Origin of the sequence: Allobosea lupini (assembly GCF_900109525.1) — a bacterium.
In the GTDB taxonomy this organism is placed as follows: Bacteria; Pseudomonadota; Alphaproteobacteria; order Rhizobiales; family Beijerinckiaceae; genus Allobosea; species Allobosea lupini.
The window spans coordinates 85,073-102,041 of the sequence record NZ_FOAN01000001.1 but is presented as its reverse complement, the minus strand read 5'-3'; the positions used below and the strand labels follow the sequence as shown (position 1 = coordinate 102,041).

Annotated in this window: 15 protein-coding genes; 6 read left to right on the top strand and 9 right to left on the bottom strand. The window is 66.3% G+C overall.

Annotated features, from left to right (window positions below; translation table 11 throughout):
- Positions 1–86: 86 nt before the first annotated feature.
- The gene (locus BMZ21_RS00515) at positions 87–3,812 is read right to left on the bottom strand and encodes a vitamin B12-dependent ribonucleotide reductase (protein WP_091828612.1); all 3,726 of its coding nucleotides are present in this window, start codon (positions 3,810–3,812) and stop codon (positions 87–89) included.
- Positions 3,813–4,708: 896 nt separating this feature from the next.
- Between BMZ21_RS00515 and BMZ21_RS00505 the strand changes: the two genes are divergently transcribed.
- Both BMZ21_RS00505 and BMZ21_RS00500 read left to right on the top strand, forming a co-directional pair.
- Positions 4,709–5,119: an NADH:ubiquinone oxidoreductase subunit NDUFA12 gene (locus tag BMZ21_RS00505; RefSeq protein ID WP_091828610.1), complete on the top strand. Its 411-nt coding sequence runs from the start codon at positions 4,709–4,711 to the stop codon at positions 5,117–5,119.
- A gap of 128 nt (positions 5,120–5,247) precedes the next feature.
- Positions 5,248–6,483: an MFS transporter gene (locus BMZ21_RS00500; RefSeq protein ID WP_091828609.1), complete on the top strand. Its 1,236-nt coding sequence runs from the start codon at positions 5,248–5,250 to the stop codon at positions 6,481–6,483.
- On the opposite strand, the gene BMZ21_RS00495 is transcribed toward BMZ21_RS00500, so the two are convergent.
- Entirely contained in the window at positions 6,458–7,351 is an 894-nt protein-coding gene (locus tag BMZ21_RS00495) for an alpha/beta fold hydrolase (RefSeq protein ID WP_244543639.1), read from the bottom strand. The genes BMZ21_RS00500 and BMZ21_RS00495 overlap by 26 nt on opposite strands.
- A 165-nt stretch (positions 7,352–7,516) precedes the next feature.
- Between BMZ21_RS00495 and BMZ21_RS00490 the strand changes: the two genes are divergently transcribed.
- Positions 7,517–8,101: a CGNR zinc finger domain-containing protein gene (locus BMZ21_RS00490; protein ID WP_091828607.1), complete on the top strand. Its 585-nt coding sequence runs from the start codon at positions 7,517–7,519 to the stop codon at positions 8,099–8,101.
- Between the two features lies 1 nt (position 8,102).
- On the opposite strand, the gene BMZ21_RS00485 is transcribed toward BMZ21_RS00490, so the two are convergent.
- On the bottom strand, positions 8,103–9,449 hold the full coding sequence (locus tag BMZ21_RS00485; protein WP_091828606.1) for an Nramp family divalent metal transporter: 1,347 nt from the start codon (positions 9,447–9,449) through the stop codon (positions 8,103–8,105).
- 257 nt (positions 9,450–9,706) lie between these two features.
- Between BMZ21_RS00485 and BMZ21_RS00480 the strand changes: the two genes are divergently transcribed.
- A complete protein-coding gene (locus BMZ21_RS00480) occupies positions 9,707–10,312 on the top strand; it encodes a DUF2155 domain-containing protein (protein WP_091828605.1) in 606 nt (201 codons plus the stop codon).
- Positions 10,313–10,314: 2 nt separating this feature from the next.
- The gene (locus BMZ21_RS00475) at positions 10,315–10,695 is read left to right on the top strand and encodes a VOC family protein (protein ID WP_091828603.1); all 381 of its coding nucleotides are present in this window, start codon (positions 10,315–10,317) and stop codon (positions 10,693–10,695) included.
- Between the two features lie 7 nt (positions 10,696–10,702).
- Here the strand turns inward: BMZ21_RS00475 and aat are convergent, their stop codons facing one another.
- The 4 genes from aat to BMZ21_RS00455 form a co-directional block, all read right to left on the bottom strand.
- Positions 10,703–11,380 (bottom strand): leucyl/phenylalanyl-tRNA--protein transferase, encoded by a 678-nt coding sequence (aat, locus tag BMZ21_RS00470; RefSeq protein ID WP_091828601.1) that lies wholly within the window; start codon positions 11,378–11,380, stop codon positions 10,703–10,705.
- Positions 11,381–11,542: 162 nt separating this feature from the next.
- On the bottom strand, positions 11,543–12,907 hold the full coding sequence (gene accC, locus BMZ21_RS00465; RefSeq protein ID WP_091828600.1) for an acetyl-CoA carboxylase biotin carboxylase subunit: 1,365 nt from the start codon (positions 12,905–12,907) through the stop codon (positions 11,543–11,545).
- A gap of 29 nt (positions 12,908–12,936) precedes the next feature.
- Positions 12,937–13,401, bottom strand: a complete 465-nt coding sequence (gene accB / locus BMZ21_RS00460; RefSeq protein ID WP_091828598.1) for an acetyl-CoA carboxylase biotin carboxyl carrier protein — start codon at positions 13,399–13,401, stop codon at positions 12,937–12,939.
- A gap of 248 nt (positions 13,402–13,649) precedes the next feature.
- Positions 13,650–14,432: a DsbA family protein gene (locus BMZ21_RS00455; RefSeq protein WP_091828596.1), complete on the bottom strand. Its 783-nt coding sequence runs from the start codon at positions 14,430–14,432 to the stop codon at positions 13,650–13,652.
- Between the two features lie 330 nt (positions 14,433–14,762).
- On the opposite strand from BMZ21_RS00455, the gene BMZ21_RS00450 reads away from it, so the two are divergent.
- Positions 14,763–15,044, top strand: a complete 282-nt coding sequence (locus BMZ21_RS00450; protein ID WP_091828594.1) for a YARHG domain-containing protein — start codon at positions 14,763–14,765, stop codon at positions 15,042–15,044.
- Positions 15,045–15,108: 64 nt separating this feature from the next.
- Here the strand turns inward: BMZ21_RS00450 and BMZ21_RS00445 are convergent, their stop codons facing one another.
- Both BMZ21_RS00445 and BMZ21_RS00440 read right to left on the bottom strand, forming a co-directional pair.
- Positions 15,109–15,822, bottom strand: a complete 714-nt coding sequence (locus tag BMZ21_RS00445) for a DNA helicase (RefSeq protein ID WP_091828592.1) — start codon at positions 15,820–15,822, stop codon at positions 15,109–15,111.
- 159 nt (positions 15,823–15,981) lie between these two features.
- Positions 15,982–16,896 (bottom strand): LysR family transcriptional regulator, encoded by a 915-nt coding sequence (locus tag BMZ21_RS00440; protein WP_091828590.1) that lies wholly within the window; start codon positions 16,894–16,896, stop codon positions 15,982–15,984.
- Positions 16,897–16,969: the final 73 nt, after the last annotated feature.

Here is a 16,969-nt window from a genome sequence, read left to right as displayed (position 1 = left end):
AATCGTCAGCTCACATGCAAAGGCCGGCCCTAATAGGGCCGGCCTCATTGTTAGTGTCGACTGGGTTTCGAGAAAAGAGAGATCCCTCACGAACACCCGGTCGTCGAGCCGCAGGTATTGCACTTCAGGCAGGTGCCGTTGCGCACCAGCGTGAAGTTGCCGCACTCGCCGCAGCTGTCGCCGACATAGCCCTTCATGATCGCCTCGGCCCGGCGCTCGGAGGCGGTCGGCTGGGCGGCGGGAGCGGCGAAGCCGAGCTTGCTCATCTGCTCTTCGCCATAAGCCTCCGGCTCTTCCTTCAGCGCGGTGGCGCCGAGCGTCGAGATGCCGGTCACGCTGGCGCCGCCGCGGGCGACCGCATCGTTGGCCGCCGCCCCGCCCTGGATGGCGAGCAGGTTGATCGGCTTGCCGCGGCGGAAGCCCGAGGAGGCCAGCGGGGTCGAGGTGATCGGCCCGGCCGCATCCGGCGCCTTGCCCTGCTCGACGCCGCTGCCCATCACGTCATGGCCGATCTCGCTGGGATCGACATGGGCGAGGTCGTGCCGGCCGAGATAGGAGATCGCCAGCTCGCGGAAGACGTAGTCGAGGATCGAGGTCGCGTTCTTGATCGACTGGTTGCCCTGCACGAAGCCCGAGGGCTCGAAGCGGGTGAAGGTGAAGGCCTCGACATACTCCTCCAGCGGCACGCCGTATTGCAGGCCGAGCGAGACCGCGATGGCGAAGTTGTTCATCATCGCCCGGAAGGCCGCGCCTTCCTTGTGCATGTCGATGAAGATCTCGCCGAGGCGGCCATCGGCATATTCGCCGGTGTGGACATAGACCTTGTGGCCGCCGACCACCGCCTTCTGGATGTAGCCGGTGCGCCGCGCCGGCATTTTTTCGCGCTCGCGAACACGTTCCACGCGTTCGACGACGCGCTCGACGATCTTTTCCGCGATCTGGGTGGCGCGCGCTGCCAGCGGCTGCTGGTAGAGCGCCTCGGTCGCCTCATCCGCGTCGTCGTCCTCGTCGGCGATCAGGGCCGAGTTCAGCGGCTGCGACAGCTTCGAGCCGTCGCGGTAGAGGGCGTTCGCCTTCAGCGCCAGCTTCCAGGAAAGCAGATAGGCGCTCTTGCAATCCTCGACGGTGGCGTCGTTCGGCATGTTGATGGTCTTGGAGATCGCGCCCGAGATGAAGGGCTGCGCCGCCGCCATCATGCGGATATGGCTCTCGACCGAGAGATAGCGCTTGCCGATGCGCCCGCAGGGGTTGGCGCAGTCGAAGACGTTGTAGTGCTCCTTCTTCAGGTGCGGCGCGCCTTCCAGCGTCATCGCCCCGCAGACATGGACGTTGGCGGCCTCGATCTCGGCCTTGCTGAAGCCGAGGAAGGGCAGGAGCTCGAACGACATGTCGTTCAGCTTCTCGGCCGGAACCTTGAGCGTGCCGGTGAGGAAGTCCTCGCCCAGCGTCCACTTGTTGAAGACGAACTTGATGTCGAAAGCGCTCTTCAGCCCCTTCTCGACCGCCTCGATCTTCTCGTCGCTGAAACCCTTGGCCCGGAGCGAGCCGGGGTTGATGCCTGGCGCCTGCTTCATCGAGCCATGGCCGACGGCATAGGCCTCGATCTCGGCGATATCCGCCTCGCGATAGCCCAGCGCACGCAGCGCATCGGGAACCGCACCGTTGATGATCTTGAAGTAGCCGCCGCCGGCGAGCTTCTTGAACTTCACCAGCGCGAAGTCGGGCTCGATGCCGGTGGTGTCGCAATCCATGACCAGGCCGATCGTGCCCGTCGGCGCGATCACGGTCGACTGGGCGTTGCGGTAGCCGTGCTTCTCGCCGAGCGCCAGCGCCTCGTCCCAGCTCGCCTTGGCCCGCTCCGACACCGTCGCCGAGGAGCCGCCGAGGCGCTCCAGCGTGGCATGGTCGAGCGGCACCGGCGTGACCTGCAGGCCCTCATAGCCGGAGGCCTGGCCATGGGCCGCGACGCGGTGGTTGCGGATGACGCGCAGCATGTGCTGGGCGTTCTTCTTGTAGCCCGGGAACGGGCCGAGCTCGCCCGCCATCTCGGCCGAGGTCGCATAGGCGACGCCGGTCATGATCGCGGTCAGGCCGCCGGCGAGCGCCCTGCCCTCGTCGCTGTCGTAGCCGAGGCCCATGGTCATCAGCAGGCCGCCGATATTGGCGTAGCCGAGGCCGAGCGTGCGGTACTCATAGGAGAGCTCGGCGATCTCGCGGCTCGGGAACTGCGCCATCGTCACCGAGATCTCGAGCACGATGGTCCAGAGGCGGCAGAGATGCTCGTAACCGGCGACGTCGAAGGCCTTGGTCTGCCGGTCGTAGAACTGCAGCAGGTTGGCCGAGGCCAGGTTGCAGGCGGTGTCGTCGAGGAACATGTACTCCGAGCACGGATTCGAGGCGCGGATGCGTCCCGAGGCCGGGCTGGTGTGCCAGTCGTTCATCGTGGTGTTGAAGTGCAGGCCGGGATCGGCCGAGGCCCAGGCGGCGTAGCCGATCTTCTCCCAGAGGTCGCGCGCCTTCAGGGTCTTGGTGACCTTGCCCGTGGTGCGGCCGATCAGGTTCCAGTCGCCGTCATTCTCGACCGCGCGCAGGAAGTCGTCGGTCAGCGAGACGGAATTGTTCGAGTTCTGGCCGGAAACGGTGAGATAGGCCTCCGAATCCCAGTCGGTGTCGTAGGTGTCGAACTGGATCTCGGTGTAGCCCTGCCTGGCGAACTGGATGACGCGCTTGATGTAGTTGTCAGGCACCATCGCCTTGCGGGCGAGCTTGATCTCGCGCTTCAGCGCCGGGTTCTTCTCGGGATCGAAGCAGGCATCGTCGGCGGCCTCGCAGTTGACGCAGGCCTTCATCACCGCCTTCATCGCCTTCTGGACGATCTTGGAGCCGGCGACGAGCGCCGCGACCTTCTGCTCCTCCTTCACCTTCCAGTCGATATAGGTCTCGATGTCCGGGTGATCGACGTCGACGACGACCATCTTGGCGGCGCGGCGGGTGGTGCCGCCGGACTTGATCGCGCCGGCGGCACGGTCACCAATCTTGAGGAAGGACATCAGGCCGGAGGAGCGGCCGCCGCCGGCGAGCTTCTCGCCCTCGCCGCGCAGCATCGAGAAGTTCGAGCCGGTGCCGGAGCCGTACTTGAACAGGCGCGCCTCGCGGACCCACAGGTCCATGATGCCGCCCTCGTTGACGAGGTCGTCCTGCACGCCCTGGATGAAGCAGGCATGCGGCTGCGGGTGCTCGTAGCTCGACTTCGACTTCACCAGCTTGCCGGTCTTGAAGTCGACGTAGAAATGGCCCTGGCTCGGCCCGTCGATGCCATAGGCCCAGTGCAGGCCGGTGTTGAACCATTGCGGCGAGTTCGGCGCGACCATCTGCGAGGCCAGCATGAAGCGCAGCTCGTCATGGAAAGCGTGGGCATCCTCCTCCGAGGAGAAATAGCCACCCTTCCAGCCCCAATAGGTCCAGCAGCCGGCGAGCCGGTCGAAGACCTGCTTGGACGAGATCTCGGAGCCGAAACGCTTGTCTTCCGGCAGCTTGGCGAGCGCAGCCTCGTCCGGAACCGAACGCCAGAGGAAGGACGGGACGTCGTTCTCCTCGACCTTCTTGGACGCGGCCGGAACGCCGGCCTTGCGGAAGTACTTCTGCGCGAGCACGTCGCTCGCCACCTGCGACCAGGCCTCCGGCACCTCGATGCCTTCGAGCCGGAAGACGATCGAACCATCGGGATTGCGGATCTCGCTTACCGCCGAGCGGAACGGGATCGCCGCATAGGGCGACTGGCCGGCGGTGGTATGGCGGCGCTCGATGCGCATAAGCTTCGTCCCCAATGCTTGCCGCGGACGCATCATGGCGCCCCGCGCGGCCGGTTGCTCACCGGCTCCTGATGTCAGACCAACTCGGTTTGATGCTCCCGGATCCCGCGACGGTGTGCCCCGTCATCGGTTTCCTGATGCGGCCAGCCGGAGCACGCACGTCGCCGTTCGCCGTCGCCATCTCTGGCGCGCCGCGGTGATCGCCTTGACCCGTCTGGGAACTCGTTTCGCGGGTCGAAAAAGGCGTCTCCGCCAACCGTCACGCGACCGTCAAAATTTAGTCCCGATTGGGTCGCGCCGTCAAGGATTAGTGCGAGGCGATAGGTGTGGATACGACATCTTGTAGGGAGATGTGGATCATGGGGATAAGTTTCAAGGCACCTGCTAAGCTCAAGGAATCACATGTGGAATCGCGGCGCCGTTGCGAGCTTGCAACGATCCTTGCCGGTGTGAAATCACTAAAATCCGCCGGACCATGGTTAACAGGGCATCAACAGGACTTGGCGAACCCTACTAGCGGAAGTCCTCTCTGCAGCGGCAGCCACAAGTGCTTGAATCCGCGCGAAGCTTGGGCGGCTAGCCCGTCAGCGAGGCTCATCGAAGGCGCTCCGAATCATGACCGAATCGTGGCGAGGGACGCCGCGACGTGGCAGGCGAGATCGGTCGCACCGGCGTTCCGCCATGCCGTATAGCGACAGCTCCTGGCTGGCTTCGGTACAAGGGGCCGCGAGCGGCTGCCGCCAGGCACAGGCGATATCGAGAATGGCCATCCTTACCTCGTGGCCATTCATCATCTCGAACCCGACGACGCTGCTGCGCCGGGCCGCACTGGACATCCCTCGCCTCGCTCTTCATAAGTCGCGCGACGGCTCCAAGGCCTGCGCGGACGCAAAGCGATGACCAAGACCCTGCTCCAGCTCTTCACCTGGTGGAACGGCCAGACGATCGGCACGCGGTTCCACACCTGGCGCTTCGGCGAGAAGGTCGGCGAGGACGAGTTCGGCAACGTCTACTACCGCACCAAAGGCGGCGTGAAGGACAAGGCGCTCGGCATCCAGCGCCGTTGGGTGGTCTACAACGGCCCGATCGAAGCCTCGATCATCCCGCCCGGCTGGAACGGCTGGCTCCATCACACCGTCGATGTCGCTCCCTCCGAGGAAAAGTATACCCCGCGCGAATGGCAGAAGCCGCACCAGCCGAATTATACCGGCACCGCCATGGCCTATCACCCGCCTGGCTCGACCCTCGGCGAGAACAAGACCCCGGCCGCGACCGGCGACTATCAGGCCTGGACGCCCGGCCGCTGACAGGCGGACGAAGATGCGAGATCACACCGGCGGTGCCACGCATCGCCGGTTTTTTTGTGCCTGGACGCAAGGGAACCAGGCTCGTCCTCGCCCGTTGATCGGCGCGCCGTTCTAGCCGCGAGATCGATATGGCCCCTGATCGCACCTCATCGGCTCGCGGGCCGCTCGACGCGCTGAACTTCTTCCTCGCCGATGTCCGCGACGGCCTCGGCCCCTATCTCGCGATCTACCTGCTGACGGTTCAGCACTGGGACGAGGCCTCGATCGGCTTCACGCTCTCGGCGGCGGGGATCGCCGGAATCGTCGCGCAGACGCCGGCGGGTGCGCTGATCGATGTCGTACGGGCAAAACGCGCCATTCTCGTCGCCGCTGCGCTCGCGATCACGGCCGCTTCGCTCGCCATTCCGCTCTTTCCCGGCCTGGTGCCGGTCACGATCCTGCAGGCGATCTCGGGGGTCGCCGGCGCCGTGTTCCCTCCGGCGATCGCCGCGATCACGCTCGGCATCGTCGGACCGAAGGCGTTTGCGGCCCGGATCGGCCGCAATGAGGCCTTCAACCATGCCGGCAACGCCGTCGCCGCTTTGCTCGCCGGGGCGCTTGCCTATTGGCTTGGCCCCGTCGCGGTCTTCTGGCTGATGGCGGCGATGGCGGTGGCCAGCATCGCCGCCACGCTGAGCGTGCCCGCGGCTGCAATCGATCACGACGTCGCCCGCGGCCTCGACAGTGCGTCAACCGGCTCAGGCGAGGCGCGACCGTCGGGTTTCAGCGTGCTTCTCGCCAGCCCGCCTCTGCTGGTCTTCGCCGCGTCGACCACGCTCTTTCATTTCGCCAATGCGGCGATGCTGCCGCTCGTCGGCCAGAAGCTCGCGTTGGCCAATCCGGAGCTTGCCACCACGTTGATGTCGGCCTGCATCGTCGCAGCCCAGTTGGTGATGGTCCCAGTCGCCCTCGTCGTGGGCGCCAAGGCCGATCGCTGGGGCCGGAAGCGGATCTTTGCGGTGGCGCTGGCGGTCCTGTGCCTGCGCGGCCTGCTCTACCCGCTCTCGGATGCGACGCCGTGGCTGATCGGCGTCCAGCTGCTGGACGGCGTCGGCGCCGGCATCTTCGGCGCACTCTTTCCGCTCATCGTCGCCGATCTCACGGCCGGCACCGGCCATTTCAACGTCGCCCAGGGCGCCATCGCGACTGCGCAAGGCATCGGCGGCGCCCTGAGCACCTCTGTCGCCGGGGCGATCGTCGTCGGATACGGCTACGGCGCGGCCTTCATCACGCTCGGAATCGCCGCTGGCATCGCGCTGGCGCTGCTGCTTCTGCTCATGCCGGAGCCCAGCACACGGACTACCGCGCAGGCAACCGCGCCATGAACGCCCGGATGCGTTCGGCGATCTCGCCGGCATGCGTCTCCAGCGCGAAATGGCCGGCGTCGAACAGATGCACCTCGGCGCCCGGCACCTGCTGCTTCAGATAGTCGACCCCCTGGAGCGTGAAGAACGGGTCGTTCTTCCCCCAGACGATCAGCATCGGCGGCTGGCGTTCGGTGAGGTAGCGCTGCCAGGCCGGATAGGCTGCGAAATTGCTCTGATAATCGTGCAGCAGCCGCAGCTGGATCTCGCGATTGCCCGGTCGGTCCAGCCCGGCCTGGTCCATCGTCCACGCATCGGGCGAAAGCCTTTCGGCCCGCGCGGCACCGTGGGTGTACTGGAAGCGCGTCGTTTCCGGCTTCAGCAGATCGGCAAACGGCTTCTCGGTCTCGGCATTGCGCTCGCGCCAGAACGGCCCCATCGACGCCGTGATGTCGGGGTTCCAGCCCTCGGCATTGGCGACCGCGTTCTGAACGATCAGCCCGCGCACCCGCTCCGGCCGGCGTAGCGCCAGGCGGAAGCCCACCGGGCCGCCATAGTCTTGCAGATAGAGCACATAGCTCTTCAGCCCGAGCCGATCGACCAGCGCTTCCACCACCTCGGCGAGGCGGTCGAAGCGATAATCGAACGCGGCCGGCGACGGCGCGCCGCTATGGCCGAAGCCGGGATAGTCGGGCGCGATCACCCGGTACTGCCCCGAAAGGCGCGGAATCAGGCCGCGAAACATGTGCGACGAGGACGGAAAACCGTGCAGCAGCAGGAGCGCCGGCGCGTCCTGCGGCCCGGCCTCGCGATAGAAGATCTCGGTACCGGCGATCTCGGTGGTGCGGAACTGAGTTGGGCCGGGCTCGGCGACGGCAATGGACGTCATGGCAAGAACTCCTGCGGCGAGGGTGATGGCGGCAAAGCGGCTGAGGGAACGGGGCATCGCGAGTGGTGTAACCTCTGTTTATCTTCTTCAACGGTGTCACTTGATTTGACACCTGTCAATCGATAAATAAGCGGTTACAGATCGACATATCCCTCCGAGATCGAGATGACGTCTGCGACAGAGGCTTCCAGCGAATTCCGCGACGGCTTCCCATTCGTCGGCGGCTCGACCTGGCTGGATCTGCTCAACACCACGCCCGCCGGCGAAACCGGCCCCCAGGAGTTGATCGATGGTCCCGAGCGGGCATTGGCCTGGCTGAGAGCAGCCGGGCTCGGCGATGCTGCCGGAGATGGAAGCGAGGCAATGACCGATCTGCGCACTCTGCGCGCGGAGCTGCGGCCGGTCTTTGAGACGCTTGAGGCAGGCCAGCCGCTGCCCGATGCAGTGCTGGCGTCGGTCAATCGGCGGTTGGCCGGCCTCAACGGCCACCATGTCCTGCAGCGCGGGGACAATGGACCCGCGCTCGGATTCGCGTTCGATCCCGCCGGGCCCGCCGCCCAGATCTCGCTCGATCTCGCCCGTTTCGTCTGCGAGGCCGAGCCGGCGCGGCTAAAGCGCTGCGCCGCCGATGATTGCACACTCGTCTTCTACGATCGCGGCCGCAACAACACCCGGCGCTGGTGCACGATGAGCCTCTGTGGCAACCGCGACAAGGTCGCCCGCTTCCGCGGCAGGCGCGCTGCGCGCTGACTCAACCTGCCACGCCGATAAAGTCGACCAGCAGCTTGACGTTGAGCGCCGCGATCACCACCGCGATCAGATAGGCGAAGGCGATGAGCCAGCGCGGCGCGACGAGCTCGCCCATCTTGGCCTTGTCGGCAGTGAACATCACCAGAGGGAAGACCGCGAAGGAGAGCTGCAGCGAGAGGACGACCTGGGTCAGGATCAGGAGGCGTGCCGTGCCGGAATCGCCGTACCAGATCGTCACCGCTGCCGCCGGTATGATGGCGATGCCTCGGGTGATCAGCCGGCGCAGCCAGGGCGCCAGCCTGATCTTGAGAAACCCCTCCATCACGATCTGGCCGGCGAGCGTCGCCGTCACCGTCGAGTTGATGCCGCAGCAGAGCAGCGCGATGCCGAACAGGGTAGGCGCGATCGCCACGCCCAGCAGCGGGCCAAGCAGCTTGTGCGCGTCGCCGAGCTCGGCGACCTCGGTCTGGCCTGTCTTGTAGAAGGTCGCCGCCGCCAGGATCAGGATCGAGGCGTTGATCAGCAGCGCGAACATCAGCGCGACCGTCGAATCGATCGTGGCGAATTTCAGCGCCTGACGCTTCTCCGGCAAGGTTTCGCCATAGGCGCGCGTCTGCACGATGCCCGAATGCAGATAGAGGTTGTGCGGCATCACCGTCGCACCGAGGATGCCGAGCGCGAGGTACAGCATCTCCGGATTGGTGACGATCTCGGTGGTCGGCGCAAAGCCGCGGATCACCTGCCCCCAGTTCGGATCGGCGAGCGCGATCTGGATGGCGAAGCAGACCGCGATCACGCCGAGCAGCGTGATGATCAACGCCTCGACCCAGCGGAACCCGAGCCGCTGCAGATAGAGGATCAGGAAGACGTCGAGCGCGGTGATGATGACGCCGAGCTCGAGCGGAATGCCGAAGATCAGGTTGAGGCCGATCGCGGTCCCGATCACTTCCGCGATGTCGGTCGCGATGATCGCGGTTTCGGCGAGGAACCACAGCACATAGGCGACGGGCCGGGGGAAGGCGTCGCGGCAGGCCTGGGCGAGGTCGCGCCCCGACGCGATGGCGAGCCGCGCGCAGAGCGACTGCAGCACGATCGCCATGATGTTGGAGACCAGCGCGACAACCAGCAGCGTGTAGCCGAACTTGGAGCCACCTGCGATCGAGGTCGCCCAGTTGCCGGGATCCATATAGCCGACGGCGACGAGATAGCCCGGCCCGGCGAAGGCCGCGGCACGGCGCCAGCCCGGTCCCGAGTTGCGCACCGCGATCGAGCGATGGACATCGGCCAGCGAAGCCTCGCCCCGCTCGCTGCGCCAGCCTGCGGGCACCTTCTCGACCCGAGCGTCCATGCCTGATCCCAATTCTGCTCTTGCAGTGCATTCGCAAGATAAAGACATGCAAACGGTTCGCAAGAGCGAAAGCGCTGGTCGGCATGCGTCTCGATGCCGGCTCTATCCGAGGAAACGCATGACCGGCGACGGAGCGTCGTCGCGCTTGCGGTGCGAGCCCGGGCATTCACCGGCCTCTCGCCCTTTTTCCGCTGCGATTGCCGTGCTACTGCGCCCCATCGCGGCTCGGGCCCGCTTGAAGAGAATCGCATACCGGCATGCCTTCGCTCCGCAGGATCCTCGCCCTCGCCGCCGTCTCCGGCGCAGCGCTCGCACTGGCCGTCCCCGCCAAGGCCGACCGTATCCGCAATCCGACGGCGGTCTTCGCCGGGCTCGACAAGATCACCGGCCGGATCATCTCCTTCGAGGTGGCGATCGACGAGACCGTGCAGTTCGGCGCGCTGCAGATCACGCCGCGCATCTGCTGGACCCGTCCACCGACCGAGGCGCCGCAGACGACCTCCTTCACCGAGGTCGACGAGGTCACGTTCAACAATGAGTACCGGCGCATCTTCACCGGCTGGATGTATGCGTCCAGCCCGGGCCTGCATGGCGTCGAACACGCGATCTATGATGTCTGGCTGACCGACTGCAAAGGCGGCACCGAACTCGTGGTCGATCCGAAGGAGCCGGAGACCGCGCCTCCGCCTCTCACTCCCGAGCAGCGTCGCCCGGCCCGTCCCGCCCAGCAGACGCCGCCGCCGAACCAGCGCATCGATGTCGCCCCGCCGCAGGGCGTGCCGGTGCAGCCGCGCCAGACGCCCTCGCAGCGCTTCTTCCCGACCAATCCAGTGCAGGGCCGCGACCCGGCCGGCAACAACTGACCATGGCGCGGGTCACCGGCATTGGTGGCCTGTTCTTCCGCGGCCGCGATCCACAGGCTCTATCGGCCTGGTACGAGCTTCACCTCGGCATCGCCGACATGAACAAGGCGGTCTGGAGCCAGGATGCCGGGCCGACCATCTTCGGCCCCTTCGCTGCAACGACGGCCTATTTCGGCAGGCCGGACCAGCAATGGATGGTCAATTTCCGCGTCGACGATCTCGATGCGATGATGGCTTCGCTCCGTGCCGCGGGCATCGCGGTCGAGACCCGACCGGAATGGGATTCGGAAGTCGGCCGCATCTGCCGCATCCACGATCCCGAGGGCAATCCGATCGAGCTCTGGGAGCCCTCGCCGATGGCGAGCGGCGGACAGGCGACCTGACCGGCTCTCAGCCGGACAGCTCGGCAAGCGCCTCGCCCCCGGTGACCGCCTGCCCGGCAGGCCAGGCCCACCAGTCGCCATCGGCCGCGACCGCCGCGTCGAGCAGTTCGCGATAGGCCTCGCGCGGGACCTCGCGCGTGCCGAACTGTGAGAGATGCGCGGTCTGGAACTGGGTATCGAGCAAGCGGTAGCCGCCGCGCCGGAGCCGGGCGATGAGATGGACAAGCGCCACCTTCGAGGCGTCGGTCTCACGGTGGAACATGCTCTCGCCGAAGAAGGCGCCGCCCAGCGACAGGCCATAGAGCCCGCCGACCAGCCTGTCCTCGCGCCAGCATTCGACGGTGTGAACATAGCCGAGATGGAAGAGCTCGCCATAGAGCGCCCGGATGCGGCCGTTGATCCAGGTCTCGGTCCGGTCTGGCCGGCTTTCGGCGCAGGCCGCGATCACGCGGGCGAAGTCGTGATCGATCCGGATCTCGAAACGATCGGACCGGACAGTGCGCGCCAACCGGCCCGGCAGATGGAAGGCGTCGAGCGGGATGATGCCGCGAATTTCCGGCTCGACCCAGAACAGGCCGGGATCGTCGGCGCTCTCCGCCATCGGGAAGACGCCGGCCGCATAGGCGCGCAGCAGGATCTCCGGCGTGATCGCTGGCGTGCGCGCGGGTGTGGAACGGGCCTTCATGCGGCGATGGGAGCGCGGGTCGGCGGTTGAGTCAAACCCGAAGCGTCGTTCTCGGGTGGAGCGAAGCGCAGACCCGGGAATCTCGTGGCGAGAAGGCGTTACCGAGCCCTTCTCGCCTGAGAGGCTCGGGTCAGGCCCGAGCTTGACGGCATGCCCCGGACCTCACACCTCGCCCGGCTGGTCCATGCCGCCATTGGCGAGGAATTTCTCCAGCCAGTGGATGTTGTAGTCGCCGTTCAGGATGTCCGGATTGCGCACCAGCGTGCGGAACAGCGGCAGCGTGGTATCGACGCCGTCGACGACGAACTCGTCGAGCGAACGGCGCAGGCGCATCAGGCATTCAGCCCGGTTGCGGCCGTGCACGATCAGCTTGCCGACCAGCGAGTCGTAATGCGGCGGGATGACATAGCCCTGATAGGCCGCCGAATCGACGCGCACGCCGAGCCCGCCAGGCGTATGGAACGAGGCGATCTTGCCCGGCGAGGGTCGGAAGGTCGCGGGATGCTCGGCATTGACGCGGCATTCGATGGCATGGCCCTCGATGACGACGTCCTTCTGGCTGATCGAGAGCGGCGCCCCGGCAGCGATCCGGATCTGCTCGTTGACGAGGTCGATCCCGGTGATCATCTCAGTGACCGGATGCTCGACCTGGATGCGGGTGTTCATCTCGATGAAGTAGAACTCGCCGTCCTCGTAGAGGAACTCGATCGTGCCGGCGCCGAGATAGCCCATATCGGCCATCGCCTTGGCGCAGATGTTGCCGATCCGGTCGCGTTCGCCGGCATTGAGGGCCGGCGACGGCCCCTCCTCCCAGACCTTCTGGTGGCGGCGCTGCAGCGAGCAGTCGCGCTCGCCGAGATGGATCGCCCGGCCCTTGCCGTCGCCGAGCACCTGGATCTCGATATGGCGCGGCTTCTCGAGGTATTTCTCGATATAGACGGCGTCGTCGCCGAAATTGGCCTTGGCCTCGCTGCGGGCCGTGGCAAGCGCGACGGACACCTCGTCCTCGCTGCGCACGACCTTCATGCCCTTGCCGCCGCCGCCGGACGCCGCCTTGATGATGACGGGCAGCCCGATCTCTCTGATGATGCGCAGCGCCTCATCGTCATCGGCGACCCCGCCCTCGGAGCCCGGCACGCAGGGGATGCCGAGGCGCTTGGCCGTGCGCTTGGCCTCGATCTTGTCGCCCATGCTGCGGATATGCTCGGCCTTGGGGCCGATGAAGGCGATGTTGTGCCGTTCGAGGATCTCGGCGAAGCGGGCGTTCTCCGAGAGGAAGCCGTAGCCGGGGTGGACCGCGTCGGCACCGGTGATCTCGCAGGCGGCGATCAGGGCCGGGATGTTGAGATAGCTCTCGCGCGCCGGCGGCGGGCCGATGCAGACGCTCTCGTCGGCGAGGCGCACATGCATGGCGTTGGCGTCTGCGGTCGAATGCACCGCAACCGTCGCGATGCCGAGTTCCTTGGCAGCTCGCAGCACCCGCAGCGCGATCTCGCCGCGATTGGCGATCAGGATCTTGTCGAACATCTTGAGCCCGCTCCCGCCCGGATGAATCCTCACTCGATCACCAGCAGGGGCTCGCCGTATTCGACCGGCTGGCCGTCCTCGACGAGAATCGCGACGACCTTGCCGGCACGCGGGGCGACGATGTCGTTGAAGGTCTTCATGGCTTCGACGAGCAGCACGCGCTCGCCGGCCTTCACCTCCTGGCCGATCTCGATGAACGGCTTGGCGTCCGGCGAGGGCCGGCGATAGGCGGTGCCGACCATCGGTGAGTTGACCGTGCCGGGATGGGCAGCGGCGGCCTTGGCTTCGGCCGGAGCGGCAGCGGCGGCCGCCACAGGTGCAGGCGCGAAGGCCGGCGCAGGCGCAACCGGAGCCATCACCGTCGCGGTGATGGTACGGGCGACGCGGATGCGCAGGTCGCCCTTCTGCACCTCGATCTCGGTCAGATCGGTCTCGTTGATCAGTTGCGCCATCTCGCGCACGAGTTCGGGATCGATAGGGCTCTTGGTCGCCATGGCGGATTTCACCGTCTTCGTGAGCTCGGTTGGGCGGGACGGCAGGTCCCGAAGAGGATGCGCATATGCGAATGAATGGCGCCGGATCAAGCCGGCAGCCTCGCGATGTCGCGCGTCTTTACCCGGAACGGCGGGTCAGGAAAAGGGCGAAGGCGCCCTGTGGGCACCTTGCCTATGCAAATCGCCGCCATCCCGCGCGTTGGTCCACAGCAAACGACGCCGCGAGCCAGCTTGAAGGTCGTATCGGTTCAACCGCTGCAGGTCGCCTTGCCGCATTTGCGGACGGCTTCGATCTTCTGCTTCAGCGCCGCCTGGCCGACCGCGCCGAACACCACCTCGTCGCCGATGATGAAGGCCGGCGTGCCGGTGAGGCCGAGCCGGTCGCCCAGCGCGACCGTCTGCTCGATCACGGCGCGCGTCGCCGGAGCATCGATCTCCTTCTTGACGCGTTCGATGTCGGCGCCGGCTTCCTTGGCGATCTCCAGCGCCTTGGCGCCATTGATCCGGCCCTTGGTCGCCATCAGCTTGAGATGGAAGTCCCAGTATTTCTGGCCCTGCAGCTGGTTCTTCACGGCGATGGCGACGCGGCTGGCCTCGACCGAGTCGGGGCCGAGGATCGGGAAGTCCTTGATCACGACCTTGAGCTTGGCATCGTCCTTGGCGAGGGCGCGAACGTCTTCCATCGCCCTTTTGCAGAAGCCGCAATTGTAATCCATGAACTCGACGAGGGTGACGTCACCCTGCGGGTTGCCGGCGATCACCGAGGTCGCGGGATCGGTCAGGCTCGCCTTCTCGGCCGAGAGCGCATTGCGCTGCGCCTCGACCTGCGCGACCTGGTTGCGCTTCTCGAGTTCGACCAGCGCCTCCTGGATCAGCTCCGGATTCTTAAGCAGCGTCTCCTTGATCAGCTCGACCACGGCGCTGCGTTGCTCGGCCGAGAGCGACTGGGCCTGGGCCGGCGCGACGGCGACGCCAAGCGCACAGGCGGCGAAGCCGGCGAGCGCCAGACGGCGCAGCGAAGAGAAGATCATGACGACGGTCCTTTCCAGGGCGCGATTCGCGCTCACTATCATTGTTTGTCGGGAGGAACATACCTGATGACGGCACCTGCGCGCAGTGCCGCCGGCGATCCCTGCGGCAATTTGGCCGGAACCCGGCTCGCCTCGATCTGGGAGGCGAAAGGCTGAAAAATCCCTCAATTCTTGTCCTCCGCAGGCAAGGCTGCGTCAATTCACAGCTTTGCCAGCGGGGCGATCGCGCCCTCGTGCAACAAGATCGTGATCCTGCCATGGCAGCGAGCGAAAAGACTTGTCGCGTCCGCAAAGGGCGACAACATAACGTTCGCACCGCAAGAGGTCGTCATGTCGAAGCTGCTCACCCCTGTCCTCGCTCTCGGCGTCGCCCTGCCGCTCTTCGGGACTGTGACGCCCGCGGCCGCCCAGAGCTGCGAGGACCTGTGGTACCAGCGCAACGAGATCTACAAGGCGCAGGGCTATTGCTTCCGCACCCAGCGCGGCATCAGCGCTTTCGGCAATGCCGGCTGCCAGTACGACAATGTCGAGGACGTGCCGCTCTCGGCGACGCAGCGCCGCATCATCGCCGACATCCAGCGCGCCGAACGCACGAGCCGCTGCCCTCGCTGAACGACGATTGTCATTTGCCGTCATTCCGGCCGCAGCGCCGGGATGACGGACCATTTCAAAGCCGCTACCCCGCCGCCTGAAACCGGACTTCGCCCTCGTTCAGGAAGCAGGTCTTGCTGAACAGCGAGAGGTCGAGCGGGTTCGGCAGGCGAACATCCCCAAGATCGGGACAGGGTTTCGCCGCCGGATCGTAGGACCGGTTGATCTGCGAGATGAAGGCGAGGATTACGCCCCTCGCCAGCGCGAACGCCTTGAGATCGCGGATCTGGTCCGCCAGCTCCGCATTGCCGCGCTTCTGGTCGAGCAGTTGCAGATAGTCGACGATCGCCAGCGTGCCGCGCGGCGCCTCCGCCAGCGCCCGCATGATGTGGTCGGCACTGATCGCCTCCGAATCGTCGAAGGAAAACAGCGCCTCGAATTGGGCGGGATCGACACCGAGTGCGCGAAAGCGGCCAACCACATCCCGGGCCGTGTATTCCAGCGTGAAGAACACCGCGCGGCGGCCGGCCTTCATCGCCTCGACCGCGAGCTGGAGGCTGAGCAGCGTCTTGCCATGCCCGGGCCGCGCGCCGATCAGCAGCAGGTCGCCTGGCTCCAGCCAGGCCAGCGGCCCCTCGGCAGACAGGCTCTCGGCGGATCTGGCCGCGAGCAGGCTCCAGGCGCCGAAGCCTTCGCCAATGGCGACGCGGTCGAGCGCGAGATGGAGCGGGATGTCGTCCTTGCGCGCCAGCTCCTTGGCCTTGCGCTTCAGGCGATAGATGGGGGCGGAAAGCTTCATCGATGGACCTCCTGATGCGAGCCAGATCCGCAACCCCTCCTTATGCGCAGCGCTCGAACAGTCGGTTCGATGACGGAAATACCCTGCACGGCAACGTGCTTCCCTGATGGAGGGCGGAGGCGCGGGCCGCGCCTGGAATCAGAGCATAGCCGATCCCGTTCAGGCCGTCGCCCTGTGCCTGTCCCAATCGAAGCCGCGCAGATGGTCGACCAGGGCACGCAGCTTCGGCGCCATGGCGCGGCGGCTGGGATAATAGAGATAGAAGCCCGCGAAATACGGGCTGTATTCCTCCAGCAACGGCACCAGCTCGCCACGCGCGATCGCCGGGCGGAAGCTCTCTTCCATGCCGAAGGTGATGCCGGCCCCCGCTACCGCGAGCTTGATCATCAAGGCCATGTCGCTGGTCGTGATCTCGGGCGCGACAGCGACGCTGAATTCCCTGCCATCCTCGGCGAACTCCCAGCGATAGGGCGGCAGCTTCGGGCCCGGCCGCCAGCCGATGCAGCGATGCGTCGCCAGCTCGCGCGGATGCGAAGGGATGCCGAAGCGCTGGCGATAGGCCGGCGCACAGACGGCGAGCTGGCGCTCCTCGCCGCCGATCGCGACCGCGATCATGTCCTGCTCGATGACCTCGCCGAGCCTGACGCCGGCATCGTAACCGGCGGCGACGATGTCGAACTCCTCGTCTGTCACGGTGATGTCGAGCTCGACCTCGGGATGGCCCGCGACGAAACTCGACAGGAATGGCCCCGATAGGAAGCGCTCGGCGATCGACGACACGGCGAGGCGCAGGCGCCCGCGCGCTCCGGCGCGCAGATCCCGCGTCGCCTCGACGGCGGCCCGCAGATCAGCCAGGGCTGGATCGAGATCGGCGAGGAGGCGCTCACCCGCCTCGGTCAGGCTGACGCTGCGCGTAGTCCGCTGCACCAGCGCAAAGCCGAGCCGCTCCTCCAGCTTCCGGATCGATTGACTCACCGCCGAACGCGTCACGCCGATGCGGTCGGCTGCGCCGCGAAAGCTCCTTTCCTCGGCGACGAGCGCGAACACGGCGAGCGCATTGAGGTCCATCTCCATTGGTTAGACTAGCTCTCCAGTCTGGGAAGGAATGAACGACTTATCGCGACAATGACCTGCTCCTAGCTTTCGG

Bases quoted from the DNA above. Each gene is read 5' to 3' on its own strand.
- BMZ21_RS00515 (WP_091828612.1), bottom strand. From the start codon at position 3,812: ATGCGCATCGAGCGCCGCCATACCACCGCCGGCCAGTCGCCCTATGCG.
- BMZ21_RS00505 (WP_091828610.1), top strand. From the start codon at position 4,709: ATGACCAAGACCCTGCTCCAGCTCTTCACCTGGTGGAACGGCCAGACG.
- BMZ21_RS00500 (WP_091828609.1), top strand. From the start codon at position 5,248: ATGGCCCCTGATCGCACCTCATCGGCTCGCGGGCCGCTCGACGCGCTG.
- BMZ21_RS00495 (WP_244543639.1), bottom strand. From the start codon at position 7,351: ATGACGTCCATTGCCGTCGCCGAGCCCGGCCCAACTCAGTTCCGCACC.
- BMZ21_RS00490 (WP_091828607.1), top strand. From the start codon at position 7,517: ATGACGTCTGCGACAGAGGCTTCCAGCGAATTCCGCGACGGCTTCCCA.
- BMZ21_RS00485 (WP_091828606.1), bottom strand. From the start codon at position 9,449: ATGGACGCTCGGGTCGAGAAGGTGCCCGCAGGCTGGCGCAGCGAGCGG.
- BMZ21_RS00480 (WP_091828605.1), top strand. From the start codon at position 9,707: ATGCCTTCGCTCCGCAGGATCCTCGCCCTCGCCGCCGTCTCCGGCGCA.
- BMZ21_RS00475 (WP_091828603.1), top strand. From the start codon at position 10,315: ATGGCGCGGGTCACCGGCATTGGTGGCCTGTTCTTCCGCGGCCGCGAT.
- aat (WP_091828601.1), bottom strand. From the start codon at position 11,380: ATGAAGGCCCGTTCCACACCCGCGCGCACGCCAGCGATCACGCCGGAG.
- accC (WP_091828600.1), bottom strand. From the start codon at position 12,907: ATGTTCGACAAGATCCTGATCGCCAATCGCGGCGAGATCGCGCTGCGG.
- accB (WP_091828598.1), bottom strand. From the start codon at position 13,401: ATGGCGACCAAGAGCCCTATCGATCCCGAACTCGTGCGCGAGATGGCG.
- BMZ21_RS00455 (WP_091828596.1), bottom strand. From the start codon at position 14,432: ATGATCTTCTCTTCGCTGCGCCGTCTGGCGCTCGCCGGCTTCGCCGCC.
- BMZ21_RS00450 (WP_091828594.1), top strand. From the start codon at position 14,763: ATGTCGAAGCTGCTCACCCCTGTCCTCGCTCTCGGCGTCGCCCTGCCG.
- BMZ21_RS00445 (WP_091828592.1), bottom strand. From the start codon at position 15,822: ATGAAGCTTTCCGCCCCCATCTATCGCCTGAAGCGCAAGGCCAAGGAG.
- BMZ21_RS00440 (WP_091828590.1), bottom strand. From the start codon at position 16,896: ATGGAGATGGACCTCAATGCGCTCGCCGTGTTCGCGCTCGTCGCCGAG.